This is a genomic window from Bradyrhizobium sp. SMVTL-02 (assembly GCF_051853005.1).
Classification (GTDB): Bacteria; Pseudomonadota; Alphaproteobacteria; order Rhizobiales; family Xanthobacteraceae; genus Bradyrhizobium.
This window is the reverse complement of the sequence record NZ_CP182469.1, coordinates 1,500,305-1,522,231: the sequence shown is the minus strand read 5'-3', so window position 1 is coordinate 1,522,231 and position 21,927 is coordinate 1,500,305. Positions and strand designations below refer to the sequence as shown.

General features: G+C 56.7%; 16 protein-coding genes and 1 pseudogene. 7 read left to right on the top strand and 10 right to left on the bottom strand.

Annotated elements, in window-relative coordinates:
- Window positions 1–62 precede the first annotated feature (62 nt).
- Both ACNJYB_RS07225 and ACNJYB_RS07220 read left to right on the top strand, forming a co-directional pair.
- A complete protein-coding gene (locus tag ACNJYB_RS07225) occupies window positions 63–1,154 on the top strand; it encodes a pyridoxal phosphate-dependent aminotransferase (RefSeq protein ID WP_439375490.1) in 1,092 nt (363 codons plus the stop codon).
- A 41-nt stretch (window positions 1,155–1,195) separates the two neighbouring features.
- Window positions 1,196–2,224 (top strand): LLM class flavin-dependent oxidoreductase, encoded by a 1,029-nt coding sequence (locus ACNJYB_RS07220; RefSeq protein ID WP_439373319.1) that lies wholly within the window; start codon window positions 1,196–1,198, stop codon window positions 2,222–2,224.
- 994 nt (window positions 2,225–3,218) lie between these two features.
- Here ACNJYB_RS07220 and ACNJYB_RS07215 read toward each other — a convergent pair.
- From ACNJYB_RS07215 to ACNJYB_RS07175, 9 genes are all read right to left on the bottom strand, one after another.
- Window positions 3,219–3,719 carry a flavin reductase family protein gene (locus ACNJYB_RS07215; protein WP_439373318.1) on the bottom strand — a complete coding sequence of 167 codons (501 nt, stop codon included), beginning with the start codon at window positions 3,717–3,719 and terminating at the stop codon, window positions 3,219–3,221.
- 155 nt (window positions 3,720–3,874) lie between these two features.
- Window positions 3,875–4,675, bottom strand: coding sequence for an indole-3-glycerol phosphate synthase TrpC (gene trpC, locus ACNJYB_RS07210; RefSeq protein WP_439373317.1), 801 nt, complete (start codon window positions 4,673–4,675; stop codon window positions 3,875–3,877).
- The gene (gene trpD, locus ACNJYB_RS07205; protein WP_439373316.1) at window positions 4,672–5,697 is read right to left on the bottom strand and encodes an anthranilate phosphoribosyltransferase; all 1,026 of its coding nucleotides are present in this window, start codon (window positions 5,695–5,697) and stop codon (window positions 4,672–4,674) included. The genes trpC and trpD overlap by 4 nt, the downstream gene beginning before the upstream one ends.
- 2,867 nt (window positions 5,698–8,564) lie before the next feature.
- Entirely contained in the window at window positions 8,565–8,903 is a 339-nt protein-coding gene (locus ACNJYB_RS07200) for an H-NS histone family protein (RefSeq protein ID WP_439373315.1), read from the bottom strand.
- 223 nt (window positions 8,904–9,126) lie between these two features.
- Window positions 9,127–9,786 carry an FkbM family methyltransferase gene (locus tag ACNJYB_RS07195; RefSeq protein WP_439373314.1) on the bottom strand — a complete coding sequence of 220 codons (660 nt, stop codon included), beginning with the start codon at window positions 9,784–9,786 and terminating at the stop codon, window positions 9,127–9,129.
- Between the two features lie 295 nt (window positions 9,787–10,081).
- Window positions 10,082–10,483 carry a response regulator gene (locus ACNJYB_RS07190; RefSeq protein ID WP_439373313.1) on the bottom strand — a complete coding sequence of 134 codons (402 nt, stop codon included), beginning with the start codon at window positions 10,481–10,483 and terminating at the stop codon, window positions 10,082–10,084.
- A 589-nt stretch (window positions 10,484–11,072) separates the two neighbouring features.
- The gene (locus ACNJYB_RS07185) at window positions 11,073–11,336 is read right to left on the bottom strand and encodes a DUF7694 domain-containing protein (protein WP_439375489.1); all 264 of its coding nucleotides are present in this window, start codon (window positions 11,334–11,336) and stop codon (window positions 11,073–11,075) included.
- A gap of 1,415 nt (window positions 11,337–12,751) precedes the next feature.
- Window positions 12,752–14,032 (bottom strand): dicarboxylate/amino acid:cation symporter, encoded by a 1,281-nt coding sequence (locus ACNJYB_RS07180; protein ID WP_439373312.1) that lies wholly within the window; start codon window positions 14,030–14,032, stop codon window positions 12,752–12,754.
- Between the two features lie 42 nt (window positions 14,033–14,074).
- Entirely contained in the window at window positions 14,075–14,935 is an 861-nt protein-coding gene (locus tag ACNJYB_RS07175) for an electron transfer flavoprotein subunit beta/FixA family protein (RefSeq protein ID WP_439373311.1), read from the bottom strand.
- A 497-nt stretch (window positions 14,936–15,432) separates the two neighbouring features.
- Between ACNJYB_RS07175 and ACNJYB_RS07170 the strand changes: the two genes are divergently transcribed.
- Both ACNJYB_RS07170 and ACNJYB_RS07165 read left to right on the top strand, forming a co-directional pair.
- Window positions 15,433–15,753 carry a hypothetical protein gene (locus ACNJYB_RS07170; RefSeq protein WP_439373310.1) on the top strand — a complete coding sequence of 107 codons (321 nt, stop codon included), beginning with the start codon at window positions 15,433–15,435 and terminating at the stop codon, window positions 15,751–15,753.
- Between the two features lie 576 nt (window positions 15,754–16,329).
- Window positions 16,330–16,512 carry a hypothetical protein gene (locus ACNJYB_RS07165; protein ID WP_439373309.1) on the top strand — a complete coding sequence of 61 codons (183 nt, stop codon included), beginning with the start codon at window positions 16,330–16,332 and terminating at the stop codon, window positions 16,510–16,512.
- A gap of 473 nt (window positions 16,513–16,985) precedes the next feature.
- Here the strand turns inward: ACNJYB_RS07165 and ACNJYB_RS07160 are convergent.
- A pseudogene (locus ACNJYB_RS07160) lies at window positions 16,986–17,237 on the bottom strand (hypothetical protein); the annotation flags it as partial.
- A gap of 918 nt (window positions 17,238–18,155) precedes the next feature.
- Between ACNJYB_RS07160 and gmd the strand changes: the two are divergent.
- From gmd to ACNJYB_RS07145, 3 genes are all read left to right on the top strand, one after another.
- The gene (gmd, locus tag ACNJYB_RS07155; protein WP_439373308.1) at window positions 18,156–19,253 is read left to right on the top strand and encodes a GDP-mannose 4,6-dehydratase; all 1,098 of its coding nucleotides are present in this window, start codon (window positions 18,156–18,158) and stop codon (window positions 19,251–19,253) included.
- The gene (fcl, locus tag ACNJYB_RS07150) at window positions 19,229–20,176 is read left to right on the top strand and encodes a GDP-L-fucose synthase (RefSeq protein ID WP_439373307.1); all 948 of its coding nucleotides are present in this window, start codon (window positions 19,229–19,231) and stop codon (window positions 20,174–20,176) included. The genes gmd and fcl overlap by 25 nt, the downstream gene beginning before the upstream one ends.
- 1,066 nt (window positions 20,177–21,242) lie before the next feature.
- A complete protein-coding gene (locus ACNJYB_RS07145; protein ID WP_439373306.1) occupies window positions 21,243–21,725 on the top strand; it encodes a MarR family winged helix-turn-helix transcriptional regulator in 483 nt (160 codons plus the stop codon).
- Window positions 21,726–21,927 lie beyond the last annotated feature (202 nt).

Below are 21,927 nucleotides of genomic sequence, written 5' to 3'. Positions count from 1 at the left end.
GTGTTCACCTAGATAGGACCATAGCCATGCTCAAAACCAATGCCCTTCGACGGAGCGACCACATGTCAGACGCAAGGCTGCTAAGCGCACTCTCATCCCTTTCGCACGTGGCAAAACAGTTAGAAGTTCCGCCGCCTGCTCTCCCCGCGCTTGACGCAAGTTGCGTCAAACTCAACATGAATGAGAACCCGTTTCCACTGCCGCCGGTTGTCAAGAAAAGCGCGATTGCAGCGTTTGAGCAGCATTATTTGTATCCGGAAGATGACAATGTAGGCTTAAGAGAAGCTGCCGCCTCTGCTTACGGCCTTTCCGCCGATCAGGTGATCGCGGGGAACGGATCGTCCGAACTTCTCGGCCTTATCTACAAAGCATTCCTGGCTCCAGGTGACGCCGTAGCGATGATGTCGCCCGGGTTTTCGTTCAACCGCAAGCTCGCCATGTTGCACGAGGCTCAATTCCTGGAGATTGGGTGGGGTAAGGATCATTCCCTGCCGACGCACCAACTGCTTTCCGGCCCCGCCCGCGATGCCAAGTTCGTAGTGCTAGCCAATCCGAACAATCCGACGGGAACGTTTGTTCCGATCGCCGATATCGAAAGGCTCGTAGCACAATCTGATCGACTGATCGTCCTTGACGAAGCGTATGTCGATTTTGCGCCGGACAATGGACTGCGACTCGTCAACCGCTATTCGAATGTTCTGCTATTGCGCACGTTCTCGAAAAGTTATGCCACTGCAGGCCTCCGCATTGGTTTTGGCTTCGGCCACCCCGAGCTTATCGGGAGGCTTCGTACCATGCAGAACCTCTTCAACATGAATGTGATTGGTTATGCGGTCGGCATGAGCATCATTGAGCATCGAGCCGCGTTCGAGGAGAACCATCAACATATCGTGCGCGAAAGAGAGCGAACGAGCGTCGCGCTATCAGCACTTGGGTTTACCGTATTGCCTTCCCACGCCAACTTCCTGCTAGCTCGCGTGCCCGACGGACACGATGGCGCCTGGTGGCAAGCCGCGCTGCAGAGGCGGAACGTGCATGTTGCGTTCTTCCCCGAAGCCGGTCTGGAGAATTTCATACGCATTAGCATCGGCACAGAAGGGCAAATGGATGCGTTTCTTTCAACCGTCAGTGACATTTTTTCGTCGTCAAACTGACCCGAAACCAATAGCCTGCTTTCACTACATGAGGTGATCGAGTGACAAGTACTTTCCCTTCAAAACTAGCGTTCGGCATCTTCGATCACCTGGACGCGGACGGTCATGACGTAGCCAAGCAGTATAACGATCGCCTCCTACTTGCCGAGGCATGCGATCGACTGGGATTTTATGCGTATCATCTGGCAGAGCACCACTGCACTCCGCATGGGAGAAGCCCCGCACCGAATCTATTCTTGTCGAGCGTCGCACAGCGCACGACACATCTTCGCCTCGGCCCGATGGTCATGCTGCTTAGTCTTCATCACCCGCTGAGAGCCTTCGAAGAGGCATGTATGCTGGACCACTTGAGTGGTGGCCGACTTGAGCTTGGCATCGGACGCGGCTCACTTCCAATAGAATTGGGCTATTTCGGGGTCAGCGCCGAGGCGGCACCAGGCCGTTATGCAGAGGCCAGCGAAATCCTCGTTAAAGCCATGCGAGGCGGGTCGCTCTGCTACGAAGGAGACCACTTCCGGTTGGATGACGTTCCCTTGACGCTAACGCCTCATCAGCGACCGCACCCCCCGACATGGATCGCCGTAAATCAACCCGGCTCGGCAAGCTGGGCGGCTGAGATTGGCGCAAACATCGCAAGCATCGGACCTGCATCGTGCGTTCGGAGGGTCACTGATGCGTACCGCTCGCGTCGAGAGGTACGGTCAGACGCGAATGGTCAATCGCCGTTTCTTGGCTTGCTCCGCATGGTTGTGGCTGGCACCTCTGAAGCAGATGCTTATGCGCTTGCTGCGCCGGCTTACGATCGCTGGCTCAAGAGCTTCAAGTTCCTTTATGAGCGCAACAACATCCCCACTCCACCGAACCTCCCCTTGACCTTCGATGCAGCAATCGAGAGCGAGTTGTGCGTCGCGGGGACCGCCTCCTCGATCAGGCACACTCTCCTTAATCATCTAGAAGAAGCGGGTGCCAATTACCTTCTTTGTCAGCTTGCCTTTGGGGACCTCTCTCTTGATGCTTCAGTGAACACGGCAACGATCATTCGCTCCGAAGTCGTCGCCGGTACTGGCTGAACATGAGACGCGTCACGCCCGAGCGATCAATAGCTGAGAGCCAAGTCTTTTTTGCGCCTCCCAAACCTCATCTCTTGCCCCTGCTCACGTTATGTCCATTCACCGCCATGACCGAAAACGCTTGACGAACAGGTCAGATCATAGATGCACTTCGGCTATCGCGCATAGATCTGAACGCATGCAGCAAGCGAGGCGGCAATACGAATCTTTGATGAGCCCGGCTCACCAGATCAGATCTCCGGCTTAGCGGCGCACAAAACCAGTGGCCGGGATCCGTACCTTTCGAGCTAGCCTCCTTCGAGTTTACGGCCGCTGCTCGCGAGACCAAGGTCCACAGCGACAGACAGGTTACTGACGAACCTCGCCGCACGATCTAATCGCCAACAGCACACGCAGGCGTGCTCAAATCTTCCCTCGCAATCGTATTTGCAGGTGAGACGCTAGAGTAGCACAATTCACCGGCAGCAGCGGCGAAGGCCCTGGTGAAGGGCGCGTGTTCTTGCGCGCCCGCCGGTAACATCCATCAAAATATGGGAATCAGGAGATCATCAGCTTGCCACAGTGTTGTTTGGCAGAGTCGCAAGATTTGGCTCATTGGTCGAGAAAGCGCGACCTGTGACAGGCCCGAAAACCGACGTCGGCTATGAGATTTCAAGCCGATGCGCGTGTGAACGCCTTGTGCGATGGCGCGGGACGTGGAGGCTCTCTATCGCACTTGCCTTTTGATATGCGCAGCTTTTGCGGGCACCACCAATCATCTGGCTGTAGGCTAGACCCATCCTGGTCGTGTGATCAGGCAGGTCGCATTAGATCGGTTGGAGTAATGCTTCCAAGCCTTGCTGAGACCCTGAGCGCACCTCTCACGGCGACCTTGAACCCGCAACACTCGAGCGGCTCCGTAGTAAGATCGTTTTCGCGCGAGTATTCACGGGCTCCAGCCCATTTCGGCGCCTGTTTTCAGCGACCGCCAGTTTGAAGCACAACTGAAAAACGCTCAGCCGTGTGGCAATGTTCGAAGTTCGCCGCGACAGTTGATAAGCGGATTGCCGTCTCCTGAGCGGACCGCCACGGTTCGGCCGATAAATAACCCGTGCGTGCCAATGACTTGGTAGTGGTGTAAAACGCATTCGAGGGCGCATATTGCGCTTTGCAATAAAGGTACATCCAGAATCCCCTGGACCCAGGGAGCCGTGTCGAACCGTTGGACTCCTTTAGAGCCATCCCGGCCGGCGAATCGCAGAGCGATGTCCTGATGATCAATCGCAAGGAGGCTCACGCCAAACCTGCCGTTCGCAAGTATCGCACCGTGTGTCCCGGAACTGATGTTGATGCCCACCAACAAACAGGGCGGTTCTATGCAAATCGAGGCAATTGAACTCACCGTTAGCCCACGTCGTTCAAGCGCCGTTCCCGTCGCCACGATGGCAACGCCGCTGGCCAGATTTCGCATGGCCTGGCGAAACTCGGCCGCCTCAATTGATTGAATCTCACTCATTTGGCAAGTCGACCCGAGGATTGGCATGCCGCGTGTGGGGCATGTGCCGCCTTAGCTCCGTGCGGACATTGTCTTGCTTGCGGCTCTCGGCCCGCGTGCCCTATCAACCGGCTTGAGATTTCGCTTGTCATTGATGCGCCCCAGATGGCTCCAGCTTAATTTCTTGAAAGCAGCGCGCGAGTTGCTGCCGTCAGGTCAGACTGTCGCATGAGACTCTCGCCCACGAGGAAGGTTGCGATACCGGCTCGTGACAGCCGCTCGAGATCAGTAAACGCACAGATTCCGCTTTCGCTGACAATCAGTCGATCCTTCGGGATGAGCGGTGCTAGCGTTTCACTTGTCTTCAGATTTGTCACAAACGTGCGCAGGTTGCGGTTATTGATGCCAATCATCTGTGAGCGAAGTCTCAGGGCGCGATCGAGTTCGGACCGATCATGGACTTCGATCAACACGTCCATACCGTATGCTAAGGCCGCAGCCTCAAGGTCGTGGGCAGCCCCGTCGTCCAGCGCGGCCATGATCAGCAGAATGCAATCGGCACCACGCGCGCGAGCCTCGACCACCTGGTAAGTGTCAAAAATGAAATCCTTGCGCAAGACTGGCAGGTTTGAGGCGGCGCGCGCAGTCTCCATAAAATCAAGGTCACCCATAAAAGATGGTTTGTCGGTTAACACTGAAAGGCAAGCCGCGCCCCCTGCTTCATACGATCTAGCGAGCGACGGCGGATGGAAGTCGGTGCGAATGAGCCCCTTCGACGGCGACGCCCTCTTCATTTCAGCTATCAGGGCATAGCCACCCGACGCATGCTTTTTTCGAATTGTGTTTAGAAAGCCGCGCGGCGATGGCGCGCACCGTGCGCGCGCGTCGAGCTCGGCATGCGAAAGCGCGCGCTGCGCCGCTGCAATTTCTTCCCGCTTATACGTCGCAATTCTTGTCAGAATGTCGGAGTTGCTCATCTTGTGTATTCGGCATTGGAAACTGCAACCAGGTGCTTCAGGCGCGCTACGGCGGCACCACTGTCAAGAGTCTCCCGCCCGATAGCCACGCCTTCCTTCAGAGTTCTGGCCCGACCGGCCACTATAAAGGCCCCTGCCGCGTTCAAGAGAGCAACATCGCGATATGGGCCCGGCATGCCCTCGAGCACCCTTCGTAGTGCAATCGCATTGGTATGGGGATCCCCACCCTTCAGCCTCTCCTTCCCGTAACGGGGAAGCCCGGCTTCTTCCGGCGTAACTTCGAATGTGCGAATCTGGCCTTTGTCGAGGGCGCTGACAAAGGTGGAACCGGTGAGCGTCATCTCGTCGAGCCCATCGCAGCCATGCACCACCCACGTCGCTTCCGCGCCGAGCCTCTTGCAGACTTCCGCTATGGGCTGCACCCACTTGCGCGAAAACACGCCTATCATCTGCCGCTTCACCCCCGCGGGATTGCAGAGCGGCCCAACGAGATTAAAGATTGTGCGGGTGCCGAGCTCGAGGCGCGTTGCGCTCACGTTTTTCAGGGCCGGATGGTGGTCCGGCGCGAACATGAATCCGATGCCGACATCCCGGAGACAGCGAGCGACATCTTCCGGCTGCAGGTCGATCTTCACGCCCAACGCTGCCAGTACATCGGCTGAGCCCGAGCGTGAGGAGAGTGCGCGGTTGCCATGCTTGGCGACAGGAATGCCGGCGCCCGCGATAATGAAAGACGTACATGTCGAGACGTTGACCGAGCCCAGACCGTCGCCGCCCGTGCCCGCAATGTCGATCGCGTCGGTGGGCGCATTGACCCGCAGCATTTTGCCGCGCATCGCGGAAACCGCGGCGCTGATTTCTTCAACTGTCTCGCCGCGCACCCTCAGCGCCAGCAGCAACCCGCCCATCTGCGAGGGCGTGGCCTGCCCCGACATCATAATGTCGAACGCCAAGGCCATTTCCTGGTGGTCCAACGGGACGCCGCTAGCGACTTTGCCCATGATCAATTTGAGATCCATCACATGCTCTTGAGCCTGTCGGTATTAGTAACGCTTACGGAAGTGCGGGATATTAGGCGGCGCGCTTGTGCGAGCGATGTGGAAGACCGGAGCTTTGGCTCCCTACGGGCTTCCGCCTGTCCGACGCCACTTCTGGCCTCCAGAAAAGCAGCACCAGTTGCTGTTTGGCACTATCCAGGGAAGCGCGCGGCAACTGTAAGATGCTCCAGATCGCCTATCCGCCACGCCCCGCTACCTTCATAACAGCAATCATGCGCACGACGACGCGCGTAGCTGCGCCATTGGCGCACCAGTCGCTTTGCCGCGTGATCGACCTTAAAATCTTACAACTTGACGCTGCGGCAGCTTCAAGCCATTTCGGTGGACGAGCCAGAGGCCATACTCAGAAACGTAAGCAGACCAGGTGTGCAGCCCGGCAGACATTTGCAGCACCACTCAGCCTCTAAGCCTTCTCGCCCGCAATACAGAAGACCTCGGGACCGACTCTCGGTCAGTACTGTGCGACGACACCCGCGGGCTGGTCGCGTCGGCGCGCAAAACAGATGCCGCAGTTCTCGTCAGAGGAAAGTATTCGCTCCCGCCCCATTTGAACGGAACTGCTTAGCCTCGCTCGGCTTAGATCACTCGGAATGGAAATCACAGCAAGTGACCAATGCTTAAGAACCGATCTCGTCGATGGTGCAAAGAAGACGACAGACGCCTTCTCGATCTCGCTTCAAACAAGGAACCGCCGAAAAGAATTTCTATCCTGCTCGAGCGGAGCGAACGCGCCGTCGCTCTGCGGCTCAAGAAACTGCGATCAATACCTTCAAGATGCCGGCCTTACCCCTGAGGGGTCATCAACCTGATTTTTCCGCCGCGCGCGTAGCGGGAAGATCATCGGGTGATTGAATATAGGGGCCTTATTCATCGCGACCGCCTTTCTCCGGCGGTGCGCCCCATCATCAGACCGCTTGCGTTGTTCCTTTCGCCGGCATCACGGCTCATGCGGGGCAGCCTTTCGAAACCACCCAAAGGAGAGGACGACATGGCTTCGATTAAGCAGCGGCGCGTGGGACCGAACGGCGAAAATGCGCCTGCCCCAAGACCAATGATAGTCCGGGACATGGCGTCCAGGTGATTGCCGAGGCCCGGACGGGGCAGTCTTAAGACGAAGGCATTCAGAAGAAACCCCCGCCGGTGCACGCGGCGGGGGCTCTGCAGGTGGATGACGCGAGGCTCGCGAACGAGGTGTCGCCTCAAGGACCCGCACTCATTGGACGCTCTGACCGCCGGCTGTCTGCACCAGCGCCTTGCGTCCATGATCGTTTGTCGAGATCCGGAAGACGCCGCCCGCCTTATACATCGAACCGCCGGCACGCGTTCCGGCTATCAGGCTCAGTTCCAATCTCCGCTGTTATGATGAAGTATCAGAACGCTCTCCGCTTGGACAATTCAGTCGGACGTTCTGTAATACGGGACGTCGGCCGAAGGTGAGCCATGTGCAAACGATATCGCTCACGCCTCTTCCGAGAACGCCATGCACGGATAGCGTATCCAACTGCGAAACCCACGAACAAAATCGGAAGCAGAACTAGAAACAGCGCCATTGAGAAGTCTCTCTTTCCAAAGCGATTGCGCTTTCCGGCGGGAACAGCGAGGACATCATGAAACGTCCCTTCGTCGACACTACCTTGCGATTCTACAACTTGACGCTGGGTCAGGTTCAAGCCCTCAGCGCCTCTGCCGCGGCCGATAGTGCTTCGATTCAAGACCGGATCGCTTCAAAGGTACGACCGACTTAGCCCAACCGCTCACCGCGAGCATCAGCTCATCTGCATTCTCTCGCAGACCAGAAACCGAATCAGCAGTGCGGTGAGTTCGTGGAATAATCCATTCCACCACTCGTCTCTTGCCCAGCTTTGCGGGCGTGATCGCGCTTCAGCCGGATGAATTCCGGCGACGGATTTATCATGACAGGTATCCGAAAACGCAGGCCGCGTTTGAACTTTCGGCAACGCCTTGGAGCTGCGCTGCGCGGGAGGCGACGCATAATCGCGATCGGTCGCTTACAGCTTGACGTGGGGTTTACTGATCCTACAGAAGTTATAGATGGATACTCCTGGCAACTGCGATCCCAGGGCTGCGAAATGAAGGTAAAAGAGCTTATTGAACTCCTATCAAGATGCGAGCAGGACGCTGATGTCGTCATCCCGGACTCGTGCTCACCGCGAGGCGCCTTCGCCGTGGTGAAAGCTGTCCAGACTGGGTGGACCTATAATCCGCAGCTTGCGATCGACGACATGTCCTTTTGGATCGATGGGGTGGATTATGTTGAGCCGCCGCGCGGTAGCTATATAGCTCGTGGCGTGCGATTGCTGGGTCCAAAATGTGGACCTGTACTCGCAGTCCAATAGAGAACCTCAGGACTAACGTCGTTGATCTAGCCAGCTTTAGCCGTCGATCGCTATCGGCGTCGCCCTTAATGATGTGCGGGTTACGTCGTTTCTTTGCCGCTCGAGTACTTTGGCCGCGAACGCAAAACGGATCTGCAAAGACGAATCAGTTCTCTTGGTCGGCAAATGATGCGTAACAGCCGCTCCGCTGGCTAGCCGATCATGAGTCGCCCGTTGAAAGGGCCTCGGGTTCCACAGAGGCGATGGCGAAAACGTTTTCCTGGAGGATGTTTGTCGAAGAGACTGTAAATCAAAACAATCGGCCTCGCCGGACGGCGGTATTGGTGGCCTGGAAAGTGCGGACGTGAGAGCCGAAGGTTCTGCGAAGCTATCAAGCCTTTGCGCGACACGAAAGAAAGCCGTAATTGGTCAGAGGCCAACAGCTCAAAGCAACCATGGTCGCATGCAGTACAATCAGCATACCTGACTGCCACGTCAGGCTTTATGGCTACGCTTACGCGCAGATCGGTCAATGAGGAACTCATCCAACTTTCGGCCGGCACGAACTTGCGGGTCGAGCCATCTGGGCATTTTCCCACGCCCTGACCAAGTTTCCGCCGGGTTCTTTGGATTTCGATACTTTGGCCGCACAGGCGGATAGGGTCGACGCTCAGGGGTTGGCCGGGCGAGCTTGCCGGCCGCTCCGATCGTTCGCAGCCGCTCGTCGAGCATGACCTTCTCCTCTGTAATCCGTTGAGTTAGAGCGGCGGAGATCTTCTCGTGGAGATTCCACAACTCGTCGACACTCATGGACTTCAGGTCATTCAGCTTCATTGCTATCTGCCAGCGCGAGAAATTTCATCAATCAAATAGTCTCACGCGAACTAATCTGCAAGCGCTATCGCAAATAGCGACAATACAGTCGCCACAAATCACCTCCTTGCCCTAGCGTCCATGATCAGCAGCAGCGGCTGCATCGCCGACATTCGCTATTGCGCGAAACAAACGCCGCACCACGCGGTTGCGTGATGCGGCCTGGCAGTAAAGGAGATAAGCGCTAACAGCCCCTATTCCTAAGCAATACATCACCCTCAACTGCGCGGGGATAGAGCCGCACCACTTCGAATGAAGGTAAGAGCTCAAGGATAGCTTGCAGGGACAGCTGCCCTTCATAAAGCTCGCGGTCACTATACTCGGTGTAGATAAACCGCGTATTGCTCAAGGTCCGCCTGCCGCCAGCGATGACATCGGACTCCGCTCCCTGAACGTCCATCCAGATCAAGTCGAGCTTGTTTACGTTCGTTTCACTGGACCAGTCATCCAGCCGTCGAGTTTCAACGGAGATTGGTTGATCAAATCGAACCCACTCATACTCGGTAAGGTGATTCTTTGGTCGGCGTATTGAACCAGAGAGATCCCATTCCTTCACCTCCGCATCTGCATTGCTCGGGTGGAATTCAATCTGGCCATTGCGATCGCTGATGGCGATCTCAAACAGGCTCACGTTATCGAGGTCCGGCGGAATTTTCTTCTTAAAGCGGGCCACCGCACGGGGGTCCGGCTCAAAGCAGTAGAACCGCGCCTCAGGGCACAGCTCGAGAAACCGTTTGGTGTCGGTTCCATCGTTACAGCCGATATCTAAGATAACAGGGCTTGGATTCCCCAGCAGTGAAACAAGCTGCTGGTGTACATCCAAGGATGAGGTCGATTCTAGCATGCGCTGTGGTCCTCATGCGCGGATTGCGTTATCAGCGTCGGCAATACATTTTCTCTGAACAACGGCATCATTTTTCATACCTCTCCTTTACCTAAAGCACGTGCGGCTCCTGTCGTGCGGTTATCCGCCGACGCTCCGGCGCACTGCGTTTGATCGCCTTTCAATACGCTGACAAACGCGGGATCGCTATTTCCCAACGATTTGAGTTCAGCTGATTTAAGAGCCCTCAACCCCTTCGCCGCCAGGATTGGGCTCAACTGGCTCGCGCACGACGTGATCTGCAGACTTAGCGTGGCTATATTTCAACACGCCTTCGAAGCGTCATTTGGCCTTTAAGCGTCGATTTGATGCACGCGAGTAGTTCGCTATTGTTCAGCGGCTTACGCAGGAATTGCGACACGCCGGCTTGCACCGCGCGGACACAATTGTCCTCGTCGGGGCCAGCCACAAGAAGAATGGCGGGAAGTGCGTTTGCGGATGCGATGAGCTGCTCGTATAGTTGGAGCCCACTTGCTGTCGATAATAGCATGTCCGCGATCAAACAGGACGTGCTGATGTAGCTTTTTGAGTTCAGGAATTCATCTGCACTTCGGAAGAGCTCTGGCACGCAGCCGGCTGAAATGAGCATGTTCAGTAACGGCTCAAAGACCGACTGATCATCGCACACGACGGAAATAATATCGAGCGTATGGGCCATTCGGACTAGATCGAGGAGCGACCTCTTTTGCACCTCCCGCGCGGGCTGACCGCACGGCACTCGATCTCTCTGAAGCAGCATTAGACACCTGCAATCGACAGTTCTCGCCTTCGCCGCGAGGCTAGGACGGGAGCGACGGGTGGTTCAATCGAACGGAAGTAGGTGGCCGACATCGAGATGGTTGGAGCATCTATACGAAGGTATGCTGAAGGCGGTCGCCCCCGCGCCTCTGGCAAGTTTTTGCGCAAGCCGCCGAGAAGACGTTGCGTTAATAGGCAACCTCCCTCGATGCTCGAGGCGAGCCTGAGAATTCTTCTCGGTGCCATCCTGACAGACCTGAGTTCGTGTCTTTAAAGCGAATTTTCTTATCCGCCGTTCTCGCTAGCCCGTAAAATCGATTGTATCGATAGAACATATCCGAGCGTTGGATGGGTTCAACGCAGGCGAACGACACGAGCAGGGACGCCAGCGCCGCGGGTTACGGATCCACGTCCATTTCCTAGAACCGCAATTATGGGACAAAGTACCGTTAATGGACTTCCTGCCAGCGGACCCGCGTGTGCGCACTTCCTCGCGAGGAAGACGAGCCTCAACCCTTGATCGCGCCTCTCCCTGAAGACACGTCCCATGGGCCAGTGTCATCGACCCGTATTTGTGCAGCTAGCCTAGCCGCTTCAGCTGGACCAATCCCGACTATGCCGACGAGCCCCGAGGGTGGCGTTGGAATTTCCTGACAAGTCGGTCTCCAAAGATGGAGACAATATCGGTTGTTATTCACGTATTCGGACCGGGGCGGATGAAGCTGCATCACGCACTCCTCCTCATGCCAAAATAGATCCTTGACGAAGCACATCTCCTGCCAGTTCGGACAACGTCGCGGTATCGACACGGAGACGTGTTCCCAACGCGGATGGAGTAGCCCAATGATCTTGAGTTTACAGCCGCAGGGCCCCTGCACAATGAAGAGACCACAAGGACCTGATCCCGGCGCGCTGGCGAATTGTCCATATCGTACACGACCGCCCTCGAGCTGGTCCGCGATTTGCGCTCTCATGCTACCTCCTATGCCGCGCAGATAAGATCACGTTCTGCTCAGGCGCTTTTCTTCGCTTCAGACACTGCCGAGCAATGCTGGTACGTCCTTCCAATGTCATGGTATGCAAGCTGATGTGGCAGGACGTTTTCCTGGGATGAAGCCTCACAGTTTTCCTGACTGACGAGACCATTCCTGGCTTCTGATCCGTGCACGCGATCGCACGAAACGGACGCGACGGCGTCCGCCCCCAAAAGGCTCCTTTCGCCATTGGCGCCACGTGCGGGCACTTCGATACGTGCGCTGCGACCATAGCGAACTGATCTCGCTTGTGCCCTTCATCGCGCATTGATTTGAACGCCCTTTACGTGTGCTTGATTCCCCGCCAGGCACTCCACTCTCTCGAGCGCCACCACTCGCCCCATGTATCGCCGTGAGCTCGGTGGCGATTGTCTGGAGTCCTACAACCTGACGCAACGTCAGATTCAAGCCGCTCCGAACCCTGATGCACTACCAGCCAGCCCGGCAGCTTGGTGAAGCCCTAGCTTACTAGCAACACGAGGTTAGCGGCTGCAAAGATAACAAGCAGGTCTGGGCGACTTGAACGCGCCAAGCATTTGACGAGCAGTTCCCAATTCGGCCACGAAACATCGCTAAGACACATCGAAGCTAAAAAGGGGACGACTTATGCAAGCACGGCGGGTCTGGACTATTGAATCAACAACACGCCGAGATACCGACATCGAGCGACTTCAGATTCAGCTAGAAGACATCAACCACCGCCTGAATGAACTCGAGTGTCAGATTCCGGATCTTCCGGCCATAGCTGCTATTAGGGTAAGGGCAACCACGTTATCTCGGGACATTGAGGATATTCGGTGCTCGGCGGACGCTGACGCACTAACAACACTTCTGCGGACATAGCTCGTCTCGATGCGGCGCCGTAGCAAAGCAACTCTGTCGCCGCATGGACGGTTGCGCATCTGCACCTGAATGATGTCTCTTCCAGATACCCTTCGGCTGCGTCATGAGCTAGCGGCCGATGTCGATGAGCTATAGGAAAGCGGCTACGTCCGGCTTCTCTAATCCCTGGCTATCGAAATTCGTTGGCATCTTGGTTCGGCAGCGAAATTCGAATCGGTGGGTTACCCTCCTGTCATGCCTACTTCGTCAGCCTCCCCGGATTGCCGCCACGTGCCCATTCGGCTATCCCAACGTCCCGTGCGTAACGCTTCCTAGTCTATCCTGATTTCCTGATGCTCGTGGGATCGATTTTGACAGCGGCCATTGAGCTTCTTACGGTCGAGCTCGCCTTCCCACCAGGCGACGATCACGCAGGCGACGCCATTGCCGCAAAGATTGGTCAGCGCGCGGCATTCGCTCATGAACTTGTCGATGCCGAGCACGATCGCCATGCCCGGCACGAGCCGCGGATCGACCACCGCCAGCGTCGCGGCGAGCGTGATGAAGCCCGCGCCGGTGATGCCGGAGGCTCCCTTCGAGGTCAGCATGGCCACGACCAGGATGGTCATCTGCTGCCCCAAGGTCAGATCGAAGCCGAGCGCCTGCGCGATGAAAAGGGTCGCCAGGGTCATGTAGATATTGGTGCCGTCGAGGTTGAACGAGTAGCCCGTGGGCACCACCAGACCGACCACCGACTTGGAGCAGCCGAGACGTTCCAGCTTCTCCATCAAGGACGGCAGCGCGCTTTCCGACGACGAAGTGCCGAGCACGATCAGCAGCTCGTCCTTAATGTAGTCCAGGAACTTGAAGATCGAGAAGCCGGCGAACCGCGCGATGGTGCCGAGCACGATGAATACGAACAATGCGGCGGTGGCGTAGAACGTCGCGATTAGGCCAATCAGGTTGAGGATCGCGCCGGTACCGAACTTGCCGATTGTGTAGGCCATCGCGCCGAACGCCCCGATTGGCGCTGCGCGCATCACGATGGAGATGACGCCGAACACAGCGTGCGCGGCATCGTCGATGAAATTGCGAATCGCGTGGCCGCGTTCGCCGAGGCCCATGATGGCGAAGCCGAACAACACCGAGAACAGCAGAACCTGGAGGATTTCGCCTTGTGCAAAGGCGCCAACCACGGTGTCGGGAATGATATGCAGGATGAAGTCGACGGTCTTTTGCCCCTCGGCCTGCTTGGCGTAATTGGCGACCGCATTCGCGCTCGCCGCCGCGCTGCCGAAGCCTGCACCGGGCTTGACGAGATTGCCAACGAGAAGCCCGATCAGGAGCGCGAAGGTCGAGACAATCTCGAAATAGACCAGCGCCTTGACGCCGATGCGACCGACCTTCTTGGCGTCCTGAATATGTGCGATGCCGGAGACGACGGTGCAGAAGATGATCGGGGCGATCACCATCTTGATCAGCTTGATGAAGCCGTCGCCCATCGCCTTGACCCAGTCGTTGGTGGCGACGGAGGGCCATAGCCAGCCGACGACGGTGCCCGCCGCGATGGCGATCAGCACCTGGGCATACAGACTCTTGTACCAAGGCTTCATAGGCGGCACCACGACGCGAAGGTCGAAAGAGATTTCAGCGGCTCAGCACTCCGGCCTCGCGTCGGAAGCGTGCGCTAGGGCTGAAAGTTCAGTTTCGAGGTTCGGCCGGTGCTTGAAAATTGCGTCGATTAGCGCCGACACGGGTTGATCGGCAGCCTCGACCAGCATTGCCTTCTCCGCGCGTTTGGAGGGGGCGAAAACGCGCTTGACGATAGTCGGCGAGCCCTTAAGACCGCATTTTGAGATATCCGCAATGCCCGCATCATGTGCATTCCATTTTACGATGTCAGTACGTGCCGCGCGCAGCGCATCTATCATTCCTCCTCGCCGGATCTCGTTCGTCGCCTCCAGCATGGTGATGAGACATGGAAGCTTTGTACGCAGCACCTGTACGCCGCCTTCCGAGCGTCGCTCCACCTCGATTGCGCGGGCCGCCAGATCAAGGTTCGTGATCTGGGCGACGTAAGTGAGCTGAACTACGCCAAGCCGCTTGGCAATACCAGGCCCAACCTGGGCGGTGTCGCCATCGATCGTCTGCTTGCCAGCGAAAATGAGGTCTGGCGGTCCGTACTCTTCTCCGATCTTACGAATGGCCGCCGCTAGCGCGTAAGTCGTCGCCAGCGTATCAGCGCCTGCGAAGACACGATCTGTGAGCAACACAGCGCGATCTGCACCGAAGGTCAGCGCTTTTCGCAAGGACTCTTCGGCGGCTGGAGGGCCCATGGTCAGAACAGTGATCTCGCCGCCAATTTTGTCGCGTAGCTCCATGGCGGCCTCGAGCGCAAACAAATCGTAAGGATTGACGATTGTCGGTACGCCCTGGCGCATAATGGTGTTCGTTACGGGATGGACGCGAATCTGCGCCGAGTCCGGAACCTGCTTTATGCAGACGACGTTGTGCATCGGCTATCTCTCCAATAGCGGTGGGGAATTGGGATAAAAAACGCCAGATCTCAGACCGATAGACGGGCATCCAGGATCGACGTTGGTGTTAGTGGATCGGCGCTGTCTCAGCCTGGGCAATGCGTGGTGGCCGCAACTCAACAAGACTGACGGTAGGTCGCAGATAGGACAATGGCCTTCGCATGTTCAGACCCACATACGACAAGCGATATTGCGGCCGATACTGCGGCTGCGATTGGTCCAGGCGTTCCATTCGACTATCCCTTCGGGCGACCTTTAATCTTAGGCCGTCTCAAGTTTTTGTATTGCCGCCACGCCGATGCGAGTCCCTGGCTCGCAGAGATGAACAGGGCGGGCCTGACGAACGAGCAGGGGTACGCCGGCCCGCCCCCGCATCACCAGGCTGGGTGGCGATGCTACGTTGAACAAAGCAAGTAGTGTGCCGCAGCCCTGCTTTCTCGAGCAATTCGCGCTAGCATCCTCAAGGGGCAGCTTTTATGAGTATCAAGCCATTCGAATTGTCACCAAGCCAACAATTGGCTGCGGTCTCCCACGTAGGTTTGGCCACAGCCTGGTGCCCCGGCAATCCTCTGCTCGCCGCTTTTCATCAGAAATGCTTGCTGCTTTTGGAATCAGCTCGTGTGCCGGCGGCCATCAAGGAGCAATTCGTCCTCAGTAGCAACGTGCCGTCCGAGCCGATGCGCGAGGGGCGGGCCCGGACTGCACAGCAATCCGAGCCCATAGCCTCAGCAACCCGAAAGGGGCGGTTGTTCGGCTACAAGCAGACCGTAGATAGAGACGCTCCTAAAGCGCATTGATGTCGCTCAAGAGCAGCATGCCAGCAAGCAGGGAAGCCATCGATCAATCGCAAAGAGCGGCCGACCGGAGATCCTGCAACGGGATGCCACGTGCGGTTCAAGATTGTGCCTGCGCCCGAATAGTCTTTGGACAACTTTCCACGAACGTTCTTGGGGATTGAATCGTACGTTACGTCAAGTTGTAGGAAGGTTCACCGAAGTTGCCTTCTCCGTTGGGTCCGCGACCTCGACTCTTTAGCAACTTCTAACGACGCGCTTTCCCAGCCGTGAAGCAAATGATGCTGAAAAAGGATTGGACTCTTGGATTTCTCGACAGATTCGCCTGCATAGTTGGAATTTCGAAACCCGTCGTGTGATCCTGGTTTTCCTGTTTGTCCGGAGTGGCTCACACTCATCCTTCCTCCAATCGAGCCTAGATAAGCTAATCACGGTATCGATCACAACGCGCAATCAGCTTTCCGTGGAGCGAACCCAGCGTTCGAGCTCAACACGACTGCTCAAGCGCAGACCAGGACCCCCAACAGGCAGTTGGAGATGCGATGGCGACAGTTGCACGCCTGGTTGAACGGAGCACGTATGGAAGGCATTGATTTGTTCGCAGGCGTCATAGCCGGAATGACCTTGGGTGGCTTGGCTGCTGCCATCGCACGTGAGACGTCCGAGCGTGAGTTGTCTTGCTGGGAATACCTCGCGCTGTGGGCCGCCTCAATCACTCTGCTCTGCTTCATCGTTCGCATAATGGGCGCGGCTGAGGCTTGATCGCGAATTCCGGTCGGGGGCGATCGTATGAAAACGACCCAAGCCGAAGCAGGAAATGCTTGACGCGAGAGCGGCCACCCCCGAATCGTTCTCACACGCATTTCGAGCAAGGACGGGCGTAGAATGTCGGTCAGAGCCGTGGAGTAGATTCGAGAACCTTGGTGCGATTTCTAGGTAAGGGGCACATGGCGCGCAGCGCAAAAAACGGCCGGATACGGCACAGGCCGGATCATTGGATGGCTTCGATCGCTTTTGTTAACTGTCGCAGAAGGCAACTCCGATGACCTCTGCAGAGCACGATAAACCCTGAGCGGCACACCAACTCGCGTTATGGGACTGAGACGTTAGGACGCAACTTTCCCACGCGGCTGAAGTTGGCGCTCACGTCACCGGCACGAATTTTTCGATTCGTGATCGGTTTCTTCTTGCTCGGAGCCAGTTTAGTTCGTTTCCCGCGGCAGCTGTGCAGCAACTGGTCGCGCTTCCATCAGATCAAGGACGGCACGGCCCTCATCGGTGATACGCCAGCCACCGTTCGCCCGTTCAACGAGTTTCTGGGAAAAAATGTTGAGGTTCTCGACCCTAGCGGCCATTCTCGCCGTGCGTTCGGCCCACTCTCGACCGCTCGTCGCTAGAATTGCCATGTCGCGCTTAAGCTCCGCCATTGATGCGAAGCCGTTCGGATAACTCACAAGGATCTTTAGGACGGTAACTTGGAAATTCACCTGAGTGAGACATCACATTGTCCGCACCTACCGCCACATGGTCGGTGCTTCGCGAAGCGCTTCGACGCCAATCTGTTTGAGGCGGCTGGGCGTCTTTTCACCTCTCGTGGCGGCTTCGAGAAGCCTAGCGGCAACATGTGCGCGGACGCCCGTTTCATAGCGGGAAATGCTCGCGCAGACCTCGTCGAGGACAGCGCGCAGAAGCTCGGCGGTAGCGGTATCCAACATTGGAGATCCCCCTTCCCCTCATGACGAAGATAATCAGATCGCGGGGCCCAAAATTCAAGTGGGACAGATCACGACGTCGCTTCTACTACTGCTTCATCCACGCCTGCCCCCAACTTCTTATGCGGATCACGCGAGCAACACCCTACTCCCATCGCCTTCGCCGATTCGCCGATGATTTTACCGCTTCTCTGTAGCTGCCCCCACACAGGCGCGTGTAAAGGGTTGGAGTTCTCACTGGCGGATAGCCAAAAGGCTTCCATTTGGATTGATGCAACGGGTCCTGTATCGGCGCATTATTCCCGCGCCTAATTGCTGTTTTCGACGAGTTTCGCTTGTTCGGTCCGACCGTGATCTTCCACGATTTCGATCTATCTTTTTCGCCTTTGGAGATTGCGGCGCCGAACCAACAGTGGTGGGGAGCCTGCGATTGAAACTGGAGAACATCTACGGCCGGGGCGACACGCTGGGAGCGACTGTGACTGATTTTCTTCATGGTCAAACACTGGAAAGCGGCTAAAGGCTCTGCAAAATTGTCGTAAGCGTTTATACCAGCGTATACTGTCCTTCGGCAGCCTTTTGTTTATTACCGTATCGGTTTTGCCCCTCGAACAGAGCTCCGGCCGGATACGTACGTCCGGTTGGTGAGCGAGGGGCACGGAAACTGATCAGTTCGTTTGCATAGGGTAAAATTTGACTAACGAGAACTCTCAACGGCGGGTCGCTCTGATTACGGGCGTGACCGGGCAGGATGGCGCCTATCTCTCCGAATATCTACTGTCGCTCGGCTATGTCGTACATGGCATTAAGCGGCGGTCATCTTCCTTCAATACCGCACGGGTCGATCATCTCTATCGGGACCGGCATGCCGGCAATGTGCCGTTTCTCATGCACTACGGCGACATGACCGATTCGACCAACCTGATCCGCTTGGTCCAGCAAATTAGGCCGACCGAGATCTACAATCTGGCCGCGCAGAGCCATGTCGGCGTTAGCTTTGAAAGCCCGGAATATACTGCAAACGCTGACGCGATCGGTGTGCTGCGCCTGCTCGAGGCGATCCGGATTCTTGGTCTGGAGAAAGAGACGCGCTTCTACCAGGCATCCACATCCGAGCTTTACGGCCTGGTTCAGGAGGTCCCCCAGAAGGAGAGCACGCCGTTTTATCCGCGCTCGCCCTATGGTGTGGCAAAGCTTTACGGCTATTGGATTACGGTGAACTACCGCGAAGCCTATGGCATGTTCGCAAGTAACGGCCTTCTGTTCAATCACGAAAGCCCAATTCGTGGCGAGACCTTTGTTACCCGCAAGATCACTCGCGCCGTTGCCCGCATTGAGGTCGGCCTCGAGGATACACTTTATCTTGGCAACCTCGAAGCCAAGCGCGACTGGGGGCATGCACGCGACTACGTCGAGGGCATGCACATGATCCTGCAGGCGGAAAAGCCCGACGATTTCGTGCTCGCCACCGGCGAGACGCGGTCGGTGCGCGAGATGGTCGAGCTCGCCTTTGCGGAGGTCGGCCATCGCATCGAATGGCACGGCAAAGGCGTAGAAGAAACTGGCGTCGATACCAAGAGCGGCAAGACCGTGGTTAGGATCGACCCAACCTATTTCCGGCCGACGGAGGTTGATCTTCTCATTGGAGATGCCAGCAAGGCGCGCGAACAGCTCGGTTGGAAGCCAAAGCGCAGCTTTGCGCAGCTCGTGCAGGAGATGGTCGCAAGCGATCTTGCCGAGGCGAAGCGGGAAACGGGAAGCCGAAAATGGCAAGCGCACCGTTTGAGCTGAAAGGCAAGACCGTCTATGTGGCCGGCCACCGCGGCATGGTTGGAAGCGCACTCGTGCGTCGGCTCGCACAGGAGGAGGTACGGCTCGTCACGGTGGAGCGGCGCGAGGTGGATCTGCGCGACCAGGCAAAGGTATTCAGCTGGTTCGCCAAGACGCGCCCACAGGTCGTATTTTTGGCAGCCGCGAAGGTCGGCGGCATCGTCGCCAACGACACGCTGCGCGCCGAATTTCTTTACGACAACATCGCGATCGCCACGAACATCATCCATGCCGCGCATGTGAACGGTGCGGAGAAGCTGATGTTCCTGGGCTCCTCCTGCATTTATCCAAAACTTGCTCCTCAGCCATTGCGCGAGGACATGGTGCTAACCGGTCTGCTCGAGCCGACCAACGAGCCCTACGCGATCGCCAAGATCGCCGGCATCAAGATGGTGGAAGCCTATCGCAGTCAGTACGGAAGCGACTTCATCAGCGTGATGCCGAGCAACCTCTACGGTCCCGGCGACAACTACCACCCAGAATATAGCCATGTGGTCGCAGCTCTGATCCGCCGCTTTCATGAAGCCAATGTCTCTGGTGCAAAAAGCGTCCTGGTGTGGGGCACCGGCACACCCTGCCGCGAATTTCTCTATGTCGACGACATGGCCGATGCCTGCGTCCACCTCATGAAGACCTATTCGGGCGCAGAGCTGATCAATATAGGAACCGGCGAAGACATAACGATCGCAGAATTCGCCCGGCTTGTCGCCGAGATCGTTGGCTATCAAGGCGAGATCGCGTTCGATGCCTCTCGCCCCGACGGTACGCCGCGTAAGTTGCTCGACATCAGCCGTCTCGCAGAGCTGGGCTGGCACGCGAAAACATCCCTGAAGGATGGCATCCAGCAGGCTTACCGCGCCTTTCTGACATTAGGCGAGGACTGAAGATGATAGCGGCTAAGGGGCTCGTCTTCGGCGTTCGCTTCGGCCACACCTTTGGGCATACCGCGATCCTGGGCTGCTCGTAAGCGGTCAGTTCTTGCGATTCTGATCGCAGACTGAGGTAACCTCTCGAATAAAGGTTTCTCGGAGCGCGAACCGACCAGATCTGAACCGCCAACGCAGCCAATACTGCTGCCACGCACTTGGCCTGCGACTCTATGCGCAATCGCTATGAACGTGTGCATTGCGATAGTGATGTTATCCCAAATCACTCAGACGATCGAGTGAGGCTTCCTGTCTCCGCGCAACGATCTCGCCTGCTTGAAAGAATCTCCCAACGCACTGCGATCGCTCCTGATCAACGCGGTAGACTAGAGCTGAACGGACGAAGCCGACGTCAACACTCGAGCTGTGCCTTTGCTGGATACGCGAGGTCCTACGCCCCTAACAAATTCGCCGCACGACGGGCAAGATTCCTGAGCGGCCGCAGCACGACCGGCGCCGCATGCCTTCACCTTAGCCTTGTTGAGGGATAAGTCGCTACCCAGCTTATATCTTAGAAACGTGTCATGTCCTAAGGATGACAACGATTAGAACGCGCAGTCGTTGTCAGCATGCTCGTCGGAGACTTGAAGCAAAATCTATCAAGTAAGGCCGTTCTATTGAACTGCTGCTCGCAAACAGCAGTCGGCTGAAGCCTAGACATTTCGCCACCACCCCTGCCGAACGGCAAACTCAAGATCAGGCGTCATATCGGAATTCACGCGTCTCGATAAGAGCAACATTATTCTATCGCAAGACGATCCAGTGGACGAGGTCAGTTGGGCGGATAAGTACATTGGCAGGAGGACAACCGCCGACCTAATTACGTTTAGACACAAAGTTGACATCTGCGCGACATCTAACGTCAATGCACTGGTAGATCAATTGCACGTCTCAATTGTTTTTGATGCGAGTGTGTCGTGTGAGCTCTTTTTTCGGTCGCCCAACAAGGCTACCAACGTTTCCGGCCGGAGTGAACACGACTGTGCGCGTATCGGCCAACCTAGAGCTGCCGGGGAAAACAAACATGCAAGTGAAAGAACAACTCGATAGAGCCGTTAATGACTTCATTTGGAATATCGTCGAAGTCCACTCCCAACTCGAGGAAATACACAAGAGTTGGGCTCAGCTATTAGGCATATCGCAAGCGCAGTGGTTGATCTTGATGGCCATCGACGAACTCGATGAAGGCCACGGGATCTCGGGAACAGCGGTTGCGAACAAGCTGCGAATTCATCCCGCCTTCGTTACCAACCAAACAAAGAGACTCGAAGCAATGGAGCTCCTTTCGCGCGTAACCTCGCCCGAAGATGCGAGATACTTGCGGATATCACTGACTCAAAAGGCGCAGGCGGAAGTAAGGAAGCTGTCAATCAAAAGACAATCCCTCAACGCCACCATGCTTGAAGGACTGGACGAGCAGGCTCTTCACTACGTCAACAAACGGCTAGTGCTGATCGCCAAAAATAGCCGCTTGGCATCTCAAAAGCTCAGCATCGGGATTTTGTAATTACGTCCTGTGCAAGCATCACAGCTTGATCGCTTGGCACCGCTTGGACTCCCGGAGACCCTTGCGCTGCCTCGCAATCTCATAACGGCACGAAGCGTCCCGGGAGCATGGCGTGGTAGCGCAATTGAATTGGCAGAAGGCTCAAGGGTTACCTAAGCGACCTTCTACAAGCGGCACGAGCTTGTTCTGGCTATCAGCGGCC

Coding starts and splice junctions, on each gene's coding strand:
- fcl (WP_439373307.1), top strand. CDS start 19,229: ATGGCAAGCGCACCGTTTGAGCTGAAAGGCAAGACCGTCTATGTGGCC.
- ACNJYB_RS07175 (WP_439373311.1), bottom strand. CDS start 14,935: ATGCACAACGTCGTCTGCATAAAGCAGGTTCCGGACTCGGCGCAGATT.
- trpC (WP_439373317.1), bottom strand. CDS start 4,675: ATGAGCAACTCCGACATTCTGACAAGAATTGCGACGTATAAGCGGGAA.
- ACNJYB_RS07165 (WP_439373309.1), top strand. CDS start 16,330: ATGGAAGGCATTGATTTGTTCGCAGGCGTCATAGCCGGAATGACCTTG.
- ACNJYB_RS07200 (WP_439373315.1), bottom strand. CDS start 8,903: ATGAAGCTGAATGACCTGAAGTCCATGAGTGTCGACGAGTTGTGGAAT.
- ACNJYB_RS07145 (WP_439373306.1), top strand. CDS start 21,243: ATGCAAGTGAAAGAACAACTCGATAGAGCCGTTAATGACTTCATTTGG.
- ACNJYB_RS07215 (WP_439373318.1), bottom strand. CDS start 3,719: ATGAGTGAGATTCAATCAATTGAGGCGGCCGAGTTTCGCCAGGCCATG.
- ACNJYB_RS07225 (WP_439375490.1), top strand. CDS start 63: ATGTCAGACGCAAGGCTGCTAAGCGCACTCTCATCCCTTTCGCACGTG.
- ACNJYB_RS07195 (WP_439373314.1), bottom strand. CDS start 9,786: ATGCTAGAATCGACCTCATCCTTGGATGTACACCAGCAGCTTGTTTCA.
- ACNJYB_RS07170 (WP_439373310.1), top strand. CDS start 15,433: ATGAGTATCAAGCCATTCGAATTGTCACCAAGCCAACAATTGGCTGCG.
- ACNJYB_RS07185 (WP_439375489.1), bottom strand. CDS start 11,336: ATGTGCTTCGTCAAGGATCTATTTTGGCATGAGGAGGAGTGCGTGATG.
- ACNJYB_RS07190 (WP_439373313.1), bottom strand. CDS start 10,483: ATGGCCCATACGCTCGATATTATTTCCGTCGTGTGCGATGATCAGTCG.
- ACNJYB_RS07180 (WP_439373312.1), bottom strand. CDS start 14,032: ATGAAGCCTTGGTACAAGAGTCTGTATGCCCAGGTGCTGATCGCCATC.